This window comes from Deinococcus indicus, from assembly GCF_002198095.1.
Classification (GTDB): Bacteria; Deinococcota; Deinococci; order Deinococcales; family Deinococcaceae; genus Deinococcus; species Deinococcus caeni.
In genome coordinates, this window is sequence record NZ_NHMK01000009.1 from 199,441 (window position 1) to 213,199 (window position 13,759).

Below are 13,759 nucleotides of genomic sequence, written 5' to 3' on the forward strand. Positions count from 1 at the left end.
CGTTACCGTACCCTGAAACTCCACGCGACCCGCCCGGCCGACGTGCCGAAACTCACCTGCGCGCGGTCCCCGGCCCGCAGCGGCGCGTGCGGCAGCAGCACCCCGGCCCCCTGCGCGGCCAGCACGCCCCGCCCGGCCCGCGTGTCGCCCTCCGACGCCCCCCGGAAGGTGTCCGCGCGCAGCAGGCACGCCGGGACGGGCCGCCCGTTCACCTTCAGGGCCGCGCCGCGCACCGTGACGCCCGGCCCCATCAGCAGAGCGATGGGAGCGCCCGCCCCGCTCAGCCCGCAGTGCACCAGCGGGTCCGGCCACTCGGCCGCCGACGCCTCCGCCGGGAACGCCGCCAGCTCCAGGCCCGCCTCCGGGCCGGGGTAACGCACGGGGTACGCCTCACCGGTCGCCGCACCCAGGCCACGCCTTACATCCAGCACGGCCGCCGACCGGAACGCCCCGGCCGCGTCTTGCGCCTCGCCGGACGCCACGCGGGTCAGGCGCGGGTCGAGCAGTTGCGGCAGGTGGAACGCGCCACCCACCCAGTACGACAGCGCGCGCCGCAGGTCGCTGCCGGGCTGCGACGACACGAAGTAATGCCCCGGCGCGCAGGCCTCGCCCGCCGCCGACCGGAACGGACTGGCCGGGTCCTGGCGGTGCTCGGCGCGGTCGGCCCGCACCAGATACCGCGCGTGCGCCGCGCAGCCCGCCTGCCAGTCCGGCTCGGCCCGCACCGCGCCCACGCCCGCCCCGGCCCGCAGGCGGTTCAGCAGGGCCAGCGCCGGGTCCGGCGTCGGGTCTGTGGTGGGCTGCGCTGGAACAGGCGGCACCGGGTCTGACGGCCCTGGCTCCGGCTGGGGATCCGGGGCGGATTCCGGTGCGGCTGGCAGGGGCGCTTCTGGGGGCGCTTCGGCTGGTGGGGCCTCGGCAGTCGTGGGCGTGCTGACCGTGGTCGGGGCAGGTGGTGGGCCGGGCAGCCACCCCGCCGCCCGCAGGCCGACCCACGCCAGGGCCAGCAGCGCCAGCAGCCAGACGAGCGCCCACGCGGCCCGCCGCGCCGCCCACCGCCAGGAGAAACCGTCCATGAATGCCTCATGGTAGGGTCGGCCGCGCACCGGCAGGGCGGCCCGGCCCCTATCCTGCCTTCATGACTGCGCCGCTCCCCCCGTTCCCCATGCATGTCAGCGTGGACGAGGCCCGCACCCTGCTGGCCGCCCTGCTGCCCGACCGCCGCACCGAGACGCTGCCGCTCGCGCAGGCGGCCGGGCGGACCCTGGCGGGCGACCTGCGCGCCCTGGTCAGCCACCCCAGCGCCACCGAGAGCGCCCTGGACGGCATTGCTGCCCGCGAGGCCGACACGCTGGGGGCCACGCCGGACGTCCCGGCGCGCCTGCGCGTGATCGGCGAGAGCCGCGCTGGGGCGGCCTTCACCGGCACGGTCGGCGCGGGCGAGTGCGTGCGCATCTACACCGGCGCGCCCCTGCCGCCCGGCGCGGACGCCATCTGCCCGGTCGAACAGCTGCTCGACGACGGCCCGGACGGGGTGCTGCTGCGCCGCCCCGCAAGTCCCGGCGACGTGCGCCACGAGGGCGGCGACTTCCGCGCGGGCGAGGTCGTCATGACCGCCGGCCTGCTGCTGACCGCGCCCCGGCTGGCGCTGGCCGCCGCGCTGGGGCATCCGCAGGTGCCGGTGCTCGCGCCGCTGCGCGTGGCGCTGCTGTCCACCGGCGATGAGGTCGTCCCGCCCGGTCAGCCCCTGACGGCCGGGCAGGTGTACGACAGCAACTCCGTGGGCCTGCGTGCCATGCTGATCGAGGCCGGGTGCGAGGTCGTCCCGCTCGGGCACGCCCCGGACAGCCCCGAGGCCCTCCAGGCCGCCATCGACCGGGCCGGCGGCGCGGACGCGCTGCTCACCAGCGGCGGCGTCAGCATGGGCCGGTACGACTTCATGCGCGATCTGCTGATCGAGCAGGGCCGCGTGAGCTTCTGGAAGGTCCGGATGCGCCCCGGCGGACCCGCCATCCTGGGCGGCTGGAACGGCCTACCGGTCTTCGGCCTGCCGGGTAACCCGGTCAGCAGTCTCGTGGTGTTCCACGTGATCGTCCGGCCCGCCCTGACCGGCCAGCCCCCCCAGACGCTGCGGCTGCGCGCCGCCACGCCCTTCCGCGCCCTGCCCGACAAGACCGCCTTCTGGCGCGCCACCCTCCAGAACGGCATGGTCAGCGACTACGGCCAGCAGGGCAGCGGCATCCTCCGGTCTCTCAGCGAGGCCGGGGCGCTCGTCATCGTGCCCGAAGGCCGGCCCGTCGCGGCGGGCGACGACGTGGACGTGATCCTGCTGTGAGGTGAGCGGGGCGCGCGGGGCTGGTCGCCGTGAACCACCCCCACGCGCCCCACGCCGCTCACGCCAGCGGCACCAGCACCAGTGCGCCGCGCGCCGGGACGCTCAGGGGCGTGTCGGCGGTCAGGGTCAGGGTGCGGCCGGTCAGGACGTCGCGGTACTGGCCGGGCGTGACCCCCGTGACCGGCAGGTGCGCCTCGTGCTGCGCGGCGTTCAGGGCGATGTGCGCGTTGCCGGCCTCGTGGCGGCGCACGAAGACCACGCCCTCGCCCTGGGCGTGCGTGACCTCGAAGGTGCCGCGCGTCAGGGCCGGCACGCTGCGGCGCGCGGCGATCAGGGTGCGGGTCAGGGTTAGGGTGTCCCCATCCCAGTCCTGCTCGTCCCACGGGAAGGCGCGGCGGCAGTCGGGGTCGGGACCGCCGGGCAGGCCGATCTCATCACCGTAGTAGATGCAGGGCGCGCCCACGTACGTCATCTGGAACACGGTCGCCAGCCGGTACGCGGTCGCGTCACCGCCCACGGCCGTCAGGAAACGGGCCGTGTCGTGCGAGTCGAGCAGGTTCAGCTGCGCCCGCACGATCTCCGGGTGGTACATGTTCTTCACGTCGGTCATGCGGGCCGCGAACGCCTCGGCCGTCATGGGGTCCACGCGGCCCGTGCCGCTGCGTTCGTTCATGGGGTGATCCAGCGTCCGCGCCCCGAAGAACGCCAGACACGGCCGCGTGAAGTGGTAGTTCATGACCGCGTCGAACTGGTCGCCCTGCAACCAGCGGTGCGCGTCCCCCCAGATCTCCCCGACGATGTACGCCTCGGGGTTCACGGCCTTCACGCGGCGGCGGAACTCCTGCCAGAACGAGTCGTCGTCGATCTCGTTCGGCACGTCCAGCCGCCAGCCGTCGATTCCGAACCGCATCCAGTACTCGGCCACGTCCCACAGGAACTCCCGCACCGCCGGGTTGGCCGTGTTGAACTTCGGCAGGGCGCGGTTCCCCCACCACGCGGCGTAGTTGGCGGGGCGGGTGTCGTCGTACGGTTGCAGCGGCCAGCCGTCCACATGGAACCAGTCGCGGTACGCGCTCGCCTCGCCCTGCTCCAGCAGGTCGTTGAACTGGAAGAAGCCGCGGCTGGAGTGGTTGAACACGCCGTCCAGCACCACCCGGATGCCGCGCGCGTGCGCCTCGTCGATCAGGGCGCGCAGGGCGTCGTTCCCGCCCAGCATGGGGTCCACCTGATAGTAGTCGTGCGTGTGGTACCGGTGGTTGCTGGCCGACTGGAACACCGGGCAGAAGTAGATGGCGTTCACGCCCAGCCCCTGGATGTGATCCAGCCGCTCGATCACTCCCCACAGGTCGCCGCCCATGTACTTATGGAAGTGCGGCGTGTCGCCCCAGGGTTGCAGGTTCAGGCCCGTCACGCGGCCTGAACGGGCGAAACGGTCGGGGAAGATCTGGTAGAACACCGCGTCCGCCACCCAGTCGGGCGTGATGGGATGCGTGTCGCGGGAACGGTCGGGGCGCTGCGGATTCATCTCTGCGGCAGCATAGCGGGGATTGGCTGGCAATCCCCTGACAGCGGACTCCGATTGAATGGACTGCAAGGCCCGTTCAATCGGAGCGAAGCGACTCGTAGAGCTGCCCCGCAGAGTGGGGGCAACAGCGGGCTGCCGGACGTGGAGCCGGCAGGGGCGGTGAAGTTCCGGATGGTTGGCGAAACAAACGGCAGTCCGTATGACAGCGGACCGCGCTCACGTCAGGTTGTGGGGTTCCCGTCCGCCCAGTCCCGCACGAACGCCCGCGCCCCGTCCGGCGTGGTCACCTCTCCCAGCGCGGCCGCCTCGGCCAGGGCGCGGGCCGCCATGCCCACGCGTGGCCCCGGCGGGACGCCCAGCAGCGCCATGATCTCCTGCCCGCCCAGCAGCGGCGGCGGCGCAGAGGGCTGCTCCTCCAGCGCCGCCAGCACCCGCTCGAAACCCCGCGCGTACGTCCGCCGGGACGCCTCGCTGCTCGCCGGGCCGCGCGCCGCCTCGCGGTCCGCCAGCATCAGGGACAGCAGGTCCGGCAGCAGCTCCCGCCGCCGATGCACGAAGCGCCGCGCCTCCCGCTCATTCGCCGGGAGCGGCAGCATGTGCGCCCCCACCAGCGCCGACACCCGCCGCACCTCATCCCCCGGCAGTTTCAGGCGCGTCAGGATCCCGGCACTCAGCTCGGCGCCCACCCGCTCGTGCCCGTGAAACGACACGCGGCCCGTCACGGGGTCCACGGCGCGCGTGCGGGCCTTGCCCACATCGTGCAGCAGCGCCGCCCAGCGCAGCGTCAGCGGCGCGTCCGGCCGCCGCGCCAGCAGCTGATGCAGCGCCTCCAGACTGTGCCCGAACACATCCAGGTGATGAAAGCCGCCCTGCGCCACCCCCAGCCCCTCACGCAACTCCGGCACGGTCAGGACCAGCAGACCCAGCTCCTCCAGGCGCGCCACGCCCCGCGCCGCCCCCTCCGAACCCAGCAGCGCGTGCAACTCATCCCGCACCCGCTCCCAGGCCGGCATGGGCAGCAGACCCGCACCCAGATCCACGGCCACCTCCCGCACCGCCGCCTCCGTCTCCACCTCCAGCCGGAAGCCCAGCGTGCCCTCAAAGCGCGCCGCCCGCCACGCCCGCAACGGATCCGCGCGCAGGTTCTCCCGCGACACCATCCGCAGCCGCCGCGAGCGCAGATCCGCGCGGCCACCCGCCGGGTCCAGCACCCGCCCGTCCGCCCACACGCCCAGCGCATTCACCGTGAAATCCCGCCGCAACAGGTCTGCCGTCACATCAACCGGCAACGGCACCAGATCATGCTGCACACCCCCCGGCGCCGACACCCGCCAGTACCCACGTTCCGCGTCCAGCGGGAACGCCGCCCCGCCCGACACCCGCGCCAGCCCCTGCGCCGCGCCCGCCGGATCCGGCACCGCCCAGTCGAAATCCTTCGCCGGCACGCCCCGCAACCAGTCACGCGCCGCCCCGCCCACCAGCAGCGCCCCAGGCGGAAACACAGGCAATGGCGCGCGACGACCGAACATCCCCCCATGCTACCCACCCGCCGCCACCCACGCCTGCGCCATCTGGCCCACACTTGCTAAACCCCCCGCAAGCTGCTACAGTTCACGGCGCTGAGGGGGCTTAGCTCAGCGGGAGAGCATCCGCTTTGCAAGCGGAGGGTCTGGGGTTCGAATCCCCAAGCCTCCACCACAAGAAACCGCGCATTAGGCGCGGTTTTCTTTTTGCCGATTTTCGCCCAGCCGGAGCGCGGGACCAACGCGGGGCCAACTGGCCTGAGCAATGGTGCGGACGCTGTTCAAGCGCCAGAGGGGGCAAAGCATGGAACACGTCTTCTGTCATGCCATGCCTGCTCACCCCCTCCCAGCCTCCCCCCTCAAGGGGGAGGGGCAAACACGGCGTGTTCATCGCTGGTCTGCCCGGAAGGGATGAACCTGTCCGCACCATTGCTGATTGGGAGAGAAACGCCCCTCCGGACTTGAAGAACCCGTGTCTCTCCTGCTCTGCGGGGCAGCTCTCCGAGTCGCATCCGCTCGGACCGGGCGGGCTTTACAGCCCATTCAATCGGAGTCCGTATGACTGCCGCACCTGCGCCGTAAATGCGCTACGTTCCTGGGGTGATTCCCTCATGATCAGTGCGATGATGGTGGCCGTGATCGGCGTGGGCTTGCTGGCGGGCGTGCTGGGCGCGATTCTGGGTCTGGGTGGCGGCGTGGTGGTGGTGCCGGCGTTGGAGTTCGTGTTGCCGCTGTTCGGGCGGGACATCACGATTGCGCAGGCGGTGGCGGTCAGTCAGATCGGGGTGCTGGCCGTGGGCCTGAGTGGCGCGGCCAGTTACCTGCGGCAGGGGCTGGTGCGCGCCCGGACGGGGTACCTGCTGTCGCCGTACACGATCGTGGGTGGGGCGGCCGGGAGTTTCCTGGGGTTGGTCCTTCCGGCGCGGGCGGTGGCGACGGTGTTCGCGCTGCTGCTGCTGTACTCCGCGTACAACCTGCTGCGCGGCCTGAAACGGGTGGAGGTCGAGCGTCCGCCCAGTCGCCTCGTGCCGCCTGCCATGACGTTCGCGGGGGTTATGAGTGGTCTGCTGGGCATCGGTGGGGGCACCGTGCAGGTGCCGGTCCTGAACCTGCTGGCGGGCGTGCCGATCCGGCAGGCGATTGCCACGAGTACCTTCATCATGGGCCTGACGGCGGTGGGGAACGCGCTGGTGTATCAGGCGGGCGGGCTGCTGGACTTGCCGCTGGCGGCCGGGGTGGCGCTGGGTGTGCTGATCGGCGCGCGGGCCGGGGCGACCCTTCAGAGCCGCATTCCGGCGGCGCAGCTCAAGCTGTTCTTCAGTCTGCTGTTGATCTTCACGGCCGGGCAGCTGCTGTGGAAGTACTGGGGGCAGGCGTGAGCGCGCCGCTGCCTCCGCAGAAGCCGGATACCGAGCTGGCCGGGCTGCCCGCGTGGCTGTACCCGCTGGGTTTCTGGGTGGGTGTGGTGCTGCTGGCGGGTGGGGTGCTGCTGCCTGAGTACGCGTGGGTGGGTGTGGTGTGGATCGCGTCGGTGCCGGTCCTGGCGGCCCTGTGGGTGGCGCTGGCGGGGTGGCGCGTGGACCGTCGCCTGAGCGTGGCGGCGGTGCTGGCGCTGGCCGGTCTGGCGCTGGTGGTCGTGGTCCGGCAGTTCATCGGGTAGACCGGTCAGCTGCCGGGCGCGGTGTGGTGCAATGAACGGGTGAACCGACTGGAACTCCCGGTCCTGGGCGCGGCGCAGGTGGCGGCCCTGCTGCCGGACGCACCCGCCCGAGTGGCGTGGCTGGGTGCGGGCAGCGATCACCGCGCCTTCGCGCTGGGGGAGGACCGGGTGGTGCGCCTGCCCCGCTGGCCGGGCGGGGGAGAGGCGCTGCGGCAGGAGGCCCGGTTGCTGGCATGGCTGACCCCCCGGCTGCCCGGCGCGGCGATGCCGGAGGTGGTGCGCCTGGGGGCCGCCTCGCCGCTGGCTCCGGAGGGCTTCAGTGTGGCGCGGCGCGTGCCGGGTCGGTCGGCGCTGGGGGCCACCCTGCCCGACCCGGCCACTCTGGGGGGTGGGCTGGGGCGCTGGCTGGCGGATCTGCACGCCCTGAACCCGCAGGGGTCGGGGCTGACCGCGGACCTCGACCCGTCCGGGCGCGACTGGCGGGACGCCGCGCTGGACGATCTGGCGGTGGCGGCAGGGGCGGGCGTCCTCCCTGGGGCCGACGCCTGGGCGGCCCGCGTGCGCGCCGTGCCCGATCTCCGGAGGGTCGTGCCGGTGACCATCCACGGGGATTTCGCGGCCGAGCACGTTCACCTGGACGGTTCGGGGCGACTCGCGGGTGTGCTGGACTGGGCGGACGCGGCGCTGGGGGACCCGGCGCGGGATCTGGCGGGCCTGATCCACTGGGGGAACGCGGCGCTGCTCGCGGCGGCCCGCGCGGCGTACGGTCCGTCCTGTGGGGCGGTGTGGGAGCGCGCGGCGTGGTACGCGCTGTGCCGCACGCTGGGCGATCTGGCCTTCGCGGTGGGGGAGGGGTCGCCCGCGTACCTGGGGTCGGGACGACGCGCGCTGGACGGGCTGCGGGAGTGGTGGACAAACGCCCCGGCCCCGCCGTAAACTTGAACCGAGTCTAATTTTAAGTGAGCCCCTCAGGAGGTCGCATGAAGATACAGAAAGCTGCCGTTATCGGCGCGGGCGTGATGGGTGCCGCCATCGCCGCGCAACTCGCCAACGCCGGGATTCCCGTGACGCTGCTGGACATCGTCCTGCCGGACAACCCCGACCGCAACTTCCTCGCCAGGAGTGGCGTGCAGCGCGCCCTCAAGGCCCGCCCCGCCGCCTTCATGGACCCGGCCCGCGCCGCCCTGATCCAGGTTGGTAACCTCGAAGACGACCTGAAGAAACTCAAGGACGCCGACTGGATCATCGAGGCGATCATCGAGAAACTCGACGCCAAACGTGACCTGTGGGCCAGGGTCGAGGCGGTCGCCAAGAAGACCGCGATCATCTCCAGCAACTCCAGCGGCATCCCCATGCACCTCCAGATCGAGGGCCGCAGTGAGGACTTCCAGCGCCACTTCGTGGGCGCGCACTTCTTCAACCCGCCCCGCTACCTGCACCTGCTGGAAGTCATCCCCACGCCCAAGACCGACCCGGCGATCGTGAAGACCTTCAGCGAGTTCGCGGAAACCACCCTCGGCAAGGGCATCGTGGTCGCCAACGACGTGCCGGGCTTCGTCGCCAACCGCATCGGCGTGTACGGCATCGTCCGCGCCATGGACCACATGCAGCGCGCCGGCCTGACCCCCGCGCAGGTCGACCAGCTGACTGGCCCCGCCCTGGGCCGCGCCAGCAGCGCCACCTTCCGCACCGCCGACCTCTCGGGCCTGGACATCATCTACCACGTCGCCAGCGACCTGGGTAAGGCCACCCCCGACGACGAGGACTTCACCCTCACGCCCGCCTTCCGCGCCCTGGTCGAGGAGAAGAAGTGGCTGGGCGACAAGACCGGCAGCGGCTTCTACAAGAAGACCAAGGACGAGAAGGGCAAGACCAAGATCCTGAACCTGAACCTCGACACCTTCGAGTACGAGGACCAGGGCCGGGTCAAGGTCGCTGCCGTGGACGCCGTCAAGGGCCAGCCCCTCGCCGCGCGCGTCAAGGCCCTGTACGCCGCCGAAGGCCAGGAAGGCGAGTTCCTGCGCGGCGTCATGAACGACGGCTTCTGGTACGCCGCCAAGATGGCCGGGAATGTCAGTAACCGCCTCCAGGACATCGACAACGCCCTCAAGTGGGGCTTCGGCTGGGAACAGGGCCCCTTCGAGACGATGGACACCCTGGGCGTCCAGACCGTCATCGCCAACCTGGAAGCCGAGGGCCGCACCCTGCCCCCCCTGCTGGCCGCCATGAAAGCCAGTGGCCGCGACGCCTTCTACCAGGGCGGCGAGATCGTCACCCCCGAGGGCCAGCCCACCCCCTACGAGGCGCCGTACTTCATCCTGACCGACCTGAAAAAGGACGCCACGAAGATCGTCAAGAAACGCGCCGGGGCCAGCGTCATTGACCTGGGCGACGGCGTGCTGCTCGCCGAATGGCACGCCAAGATGAACGCCCTCGGCGAGGACCAGCTCCGCACCGTGCAGGACGCCCACAAGCTCGTGCAGGACATGGGCTACCACGGCCTCGTCATCGGCAACCAGGGCGAGAACTTCAGCGCGGGCGCCAACCTCCCCCTGATCCTCTCGCAGGCCCAGGCGGACGAGTGGGACGAACTCGACGACATGATCAAGCAGTTCCAGCAGGTCACCACCAGCCTGCGCTTCAGCCCCCACCCCACCGTCGCCGCGCCCTTCGGCCTGACCCTCGGCGGCGGCGCGGAATTCACCCTGCACGCCGACCACGTCGTCGCCAGCGCCGAACTGTACATGGGCCTCGTGGAAGTCGGCGTGGGCCTCATCCCCGGCGGCGGCGGCACCAAAGAAATGCTGCTGCGCTTCACGGACATGCAGCAGCCCGGCCAGCGCCTCGGCGCCACCCTGCTCCCCGCCGTGCAGCGCGCCTTCGAACTCATCGGCACCGCCAAGGTGAGCACCAGCGCCCTCGAAGCCCGCAACCTCGGGTTCCTGCGCGATACCGACACCGTCGCCATGAACAAGAACCACATCCTGCAAGACGCCAAACGCCAGGTCCTCGCCCTGGCCCCCGGCTACGTGCAACCCACCCCCCGCCAGGACATCCCCGTCATGGGCGACGCTGCCATCGGCGCCATCAAGAGCGCCTTGCACGGCATGCACCAGGGCGGCTACATCACCGACTACGACCTCGTCGTGTCCGAACAACTCGCCAAAGTCCTGAGCGGCGGCACCGGCAACAACCGCGCGGCCAAAGTGTCCGAGCAGCACCTCCTCGACCTCGAACGCGAAGCCTTCCTCACCCTCCTCGGGAAGAAAGGCACCCAGCAACGCATCGAGCACATGCTCAAAACCGGCAAACCGCTGCGCAACTGACGTCGATAGTTGATGGATGAAGGTTGAAAGAGGACAGATGACTCAGGCACGCTTCTTCGGATTCGAAAAACTGGATGTCTACCACCTGTCGGTGGAGATGGCGGCGAACGTCTACCGCGTGTCAGGGAGCTTTCCTCAGGAAGAACGCTTCGGCCTGACCAATCAGCTGCGCCGCGCGGCGACCTCGGTCACCCTCAACATTGCCGAAGGGGCCGGGCGGGACTCCCGCAGGGACTTCGCTCACTTCCTGACGCAGGCCAGAGGTTCCACGTACGAGGTCGCCAGCGGACTGCAACTCGCCGTGCGACTGGGCTTCGTCCCGCAGGCCGACACCCAGGCCGTTCATGAGCAGGCGCAGACCATCGCCGCCATGCTCAGCGCCCTCGCCCGTAACCTGAAGGCCGAAGCATGAAGCGCCAATCAACCATCAACCATCAACCATCAACCGGCGGCCGCCTGACCGACCGACTCCTGAACGTCCGTAAACGCCGCGCCCTCGGCTGGGCCGCCCTGGCCTACGCCGGGGTGGTGCTGGCGGGTGCGTTCCTGGGGGCGGAGATCACGTTGCGCAGCAAGACGCGCCGCGTGAAGGGCGTGATCGTGCCGGTGGGTCGGCGGGGGAACAGTGTGTTCCTGCCGGCCAGTGCCGAGACGCTGTCGCGCGGGCCGATCGGGATTGTGCCGCTCCTTCCGAACAAGGGGCACGCGGTGCTGGGGGAGCGGAAGGTCGTGGGGACGCTGGTGCGCCGCGAGGTGACGGGCGAGCGTGGCGTGCTGCCGAACGGGGCGCTCGCGTGGGCCAGTACGTTCGTGTACAACGGCACGCCCGCGCAACTGGGCGTGGCGTTCGAGCACACGGCCGTTCACACGCCGCTGGGCGACATGCCCGCGTGGCACATTCCGCCCAGTGGGGACGCGCCGGGCCGCGCGGATACGCTGGTGATCGTCATTCACGGTCACGGCGGTCAGCGCGCCCAGGCGTTGCGGATGCTTCCGGCCCTTCAGCGCACCGGGACGGGCAGCCTGTTCGTCACGTTCCGTAACGCGCACGGCGCTCCGGCCTCCCCGCAGGGGTACCTGACGCTGGGCGACCAGGAGGCCGAGGACGTCATCAGTGCGCTGCACTGGGCGCAGGACGCCGGGTACAAGCGCGCCGTGCTGTACGGATTCTCGATGGGTGGCAACATCGCCCTGAGCGTCCTGCGGCGCAGGCACCGTCCGTACCCGCTGCCGATCCTGGGCGTCATGCTGGACTGCCCCGCGCTGGACTGGCGGGACACCATCCGCTCGCAGGGCGTCCGCGTGGGCATCCCGGCGTTCATGGCGCGGCACGTCGCACGTTTCGTCGAACGGATCGTCACGCGCCGCAGCGGTCAGGACTTCGACACCGTCGACCAGATCGCCGCTGCGCCCACCTTCGACCTGCCCATGATCCTGTGGCACGGCACCCGCGACCGCACCATCCCCGTCGGGCAGGCCGACCGTCTGGCCGCCGCCCGCCCCGACCTCATCGAATACCACCGCGTGGAAGGCGGCAAGCACATCCGCGTGTGGAACATCGACCCCGAGCAGTACGACGCTCAACTGGAAACCTTCATCGCCCGCGTGGTGCCGGAGGTAGAAGGGTGAGTGGAGTTGACCCCAATCAACTGATGTATGAAGGACTCGATACCTTCCTGTCAGGGTTTGCCCGCAGTCCGCTGGGACAGCCGTTGGCGTTGCAGAACGCCGGACTGTCAAGGGGCCTGTGCAGCACTGGGTTCCGCCCGTGGGACGGTGAAGGTGACTTCTACGGCGGTTCGCAGGTCGAACTGTGCCGTGAAGACGGGGCAAAGTTCATGTGGAAATTGGGTGTTTTCTACGAACAGGGATCGAACGATGGAGAGCCATGGCAGCATGGTTGCGCCTATGCTTACGTCGCTATCAACCTCAACCAAGACGAGGGACGGATCGCCGTTTACACCATTGGAGATGTGCAGTTGCCTGCCACGCCTCTGAAACTCGCAGATCTTCCTGAGTTTTCTCGCGCTATTGCAGGTCTGGCCGAGAACTGCCTCGAGGATCTGGAATATGTATATGAAGCCAAGTTATTTGATCGTCTTCTGATGCTTGGCCGGCAAAGAAGTATGGGGCATGACCAGTGGGAAACAAATCCCCTAAGGAGTGAATACTATGCGTGACGCTGTTATTGTTTCTGCTGTTCGGACGCCCGTTGGGCGTGGTATCAAGGGCACCCTGGCGAACACCCGCCCCGACGATCTGGCGGCGCTGGTGCTGAACGAGGCCGTCAAACGCGCCGGGATCGACGCGGCGCTCGTCGAGGACGTGTACTTCGGGTGCGCGATTCCCGAGGCCGAGCAGGGCCTGAACGTGGCCCGTCTGGCCGCGCTGCGTGCCGGGATGCCGGACAGCGTGGGGGGCGTGACCATCAACCGTTTCTGCTCCAGCGGCCTTCAGACGATTGCGATGGCGGCGGCCGCCATTCAGACCGGTCAGGCGGATGTGATGCTGGCGGGCGGCGTGGAGAGCATGAGCATGCTGCCCATGAGCGGCCACAACCCCAGCCCGAACCTGGACCTCGTGGACAATCGGCCCGGCGCGTACATCGGCATGGGCATGACGGCCGAGAACGTCGCCGCGAAGTACGGCATCAGCCGTGAGGATCAGGATGCGTTCGCGTTCCGCAGCCACCAGCGGGCGGCGGCGGCGCAGGATGCCGGGAAGTTCGACGCCGAGATCGTGCCCGTGCCGGTGCGCGTGGACAAACTGAAGGGCACGAAGATGAAGTCCGAGACCATCAACTTCGATAAGGACGAACTGATCCGCCGGGACGCGAACCTCGCGGACATGGCGAAGGTCCGCCCGGCGTTCAAGGCGACCGGTTCGGTCAGCGCGGCGAACAGCAGCCCGTTCAGTGACGGCGCGGCCGCCGTGCTGATCATGAGCGCCGACAAGGCGCAGGAACTCGGCCTGAAGCCCCTGGCGAAATTCCTGGGCTTCGCCGTGGCGGGCGTCGAGCCGGAACTGATGGGCATCGGCCCCGTGAAGGCCGTCCCGAAGGTGCTGGCGCAGACCGGCCTGTCCCTGGCTGACATCGACCTGATCGAACTGAACGAGGCGTTCGCCGCGCAGTCCCTGGCCGTCGCGCGGGAACTGGGCCTGAACGAGGACATCATGAACGTGAACGGCGGCGCCATCGCGCTGGGTCACCCGCTGGGGTGCAGCGGCGCGAAACTCGCCACGACCGCCATCTACGAGCTGGGTCGCCGGGGCGGCGGGAAGGCCCTGATCACCATGTGCATCGGCGGCGGCATGGGCGCGGCCGGCGTGCTGGAAGTGTACGGGCAGGAGCAGGCCGCCGACTGACCGGCGCGGTCCACCCGTGATATG

At 70.3% G+C, this 13,759-nt stretch carries 12 protein-coding genes and 1 tRNA gene; 10 read left to right on the forward strand and 3 right to left on the reverse strand.

The window, feature by feature from the left end; genetic code table 11:
* Positions 1–2 precede the first annotated feature (2 nt).
* Complete coding sequence (locus CBQ26_RS03560) at positions 3–1,076, reverse strand: CAP domain-containing protein (protein ID WP_088247210.1); 1,074 nt, start codon at positions 1,074–1,076, stop codon at positions 3–5.
* A gap of 62 nt (positions 1,077–1,138) precedes the next feature.
* Between CBQ26_RS03560 and CBQ26_RS03565 the strand changes: the two genes are divergently transcribed.
* A complete protein-coding gene (locus CBQ26_RS03565; protein ID WP_088247211.1) occupies positions 1,139–2,335 on the forward strand; it encodes a molybdopterin molybdotransferase MoeA in 1,197 nt (398 codons plus the stop codon).
* 58 nt (positions 2,336–2,393) lie between these two features.
* Here the strand turns inward: CBQ26_RS03565 and CBQ26_RS03570 are convergent, their stop codons facing one another.
* Both CBQ26_RS03570 and CBQ26_RS03575 read right to left on the reverse strand, forming a co-directional pair.
* Positions 2,394–3,860 (reverse strand): glycoside hydrolase family 13 protein, encoded by a 1,467-nt coding sequence (locus CBQ26_RS03570; protein ID WP_088247212.1) that lies wholly within the window; start codon positions 3,858–3,860, stop codon positions 2,394–2,396.
* A 221-nt stretch (positions 3,861–4,081) separates the two neighbouring features.
* Positions 4,082–5,389, reverse strand: a complete 1,308-nt coding sequence (locus tag CBQ26_RS03575) for an HD domain-containing protein (RefSeq protein ID WP_088247213.1) — start codon at positions 5,387–5,389, stop codon at positions 4,082–4,084.
* 94 nt (positions 5,390–5,483) lie between these two features.
* Between CBQ26_RS03575 and CBQ26_RS03580 the strand changes: the two genes are divergently transcribed.
* From CBQ26_RS03580 to CBQ26_RS03615, 9 genes are all read left to right on the forward strand, one after another.
* Positions 5,484–5,558, forward strand: a tRNA-Ala gene (locus CBQ26_RS03580).
* A gap of 436 nt (positions 5,559–5,994) precedes the next feature.
* On the forward strand, positions 5,995–6,762 hold the full coding sequence (locus CBQ26_RS03585; protein WP_088247214.1) for a sulfite exporter TauE/SafE family protein: 768 nt from the start codon (positions 5,995–5,997) through the stop codon (positions 6,760–6,762).
* Positions 6,759–7,043 (forward strand): hypothetical protein, encoded by a 285-nt coding sequence (locus tag CBQ26_RS03590; RefSeq protein ID WP_229844267.1) that lies wholly within the window; start codon positions 6,759–6,761, stop codon positions 7,041–7,043. Before CBQ26_RS03585 ends, CBQ26_RS03590 begins: the two co-directional genes overlap by 4 nt.
* Before the next feature lie 39 nt (positions 7,044–7,082).
* Positions 7,083–7,979, forward strand: coding sequence for a phosphotransferase (locus CBQ26_RS03595; RefSeq protein WP_172417900.1), 897 nt, complete (start codon positions 7,083–7,085; stop codon positions 7,977–7,979).
* A 44-nt stretch (positions 7,980–8,023) separates the two neighbouring features.
* Positions 8,024–10,369, forward strand: a complete 2,346-nt coding sequence (locus CBQ26_RS03600) for a 3-hydroxyacyl-CoA dehydrogenase/enoyl-CoA hydratase family protein (RefSeq protein WP_088247216.1) — start codon at positions 8,024–8,026, stop codon at positions 10,367–10,369.
* 37 nt (positions 10,370–10,406) lie between these two features.
* Positions 10,407–10,781, forward strand: coding sequence for a four helix bundle protein (locus CBQ26_RS03605; RefSeq protein WP_088247217.1), 375 nt, complete (start codon positions 10,407–10,409; stop codon positions 10,779–10,781).
* Positions 10,778–11,998 (forward strand): alpha/beta hydrolase family protein, encoded by a 1,221-nt coding sequence (locus CBQ26_RS03610; protein WP_088247218.1) that lies wholly within the window; start codon positions 10,778–10,780, stop codon positions 11,996–11,998. The genes CBQ26_RS03605 and CBQ26_RS03610 overlap by 4 nt, the downstream gene beginning before the upstream one ends.
* Positions 11,995–12,549, forward strand: a complete 555-nt coding sequence (locus tag CBQ26_RS21235; RefSeq protein ID WP_143341970.1) for a hypothetical protein — start codon at positions 11,995–11,997, stop codon at positions 12,547–12,549. Before CBQ26_RS03610 ends, CBQ26_RS21235 begins: the two co-directional genes overlap by 4 nt.
* Positions 12,542–13,735, forward strand: a complete 1,194-nt coding sequence (locus tag CBQ26_RS03615; protein ID WP_088247219.1) for a thiolase family protein — start codon at positions 12,542–12,544, stop codon at positions 13,733–13,735. Before CBQ26_RS21235 ends, CBQ26_RS03615 begins: the two co-directional genes overlap by 8 nt.
* Positions 13,736–13,759: the final 24 nt, after the last annotated feature.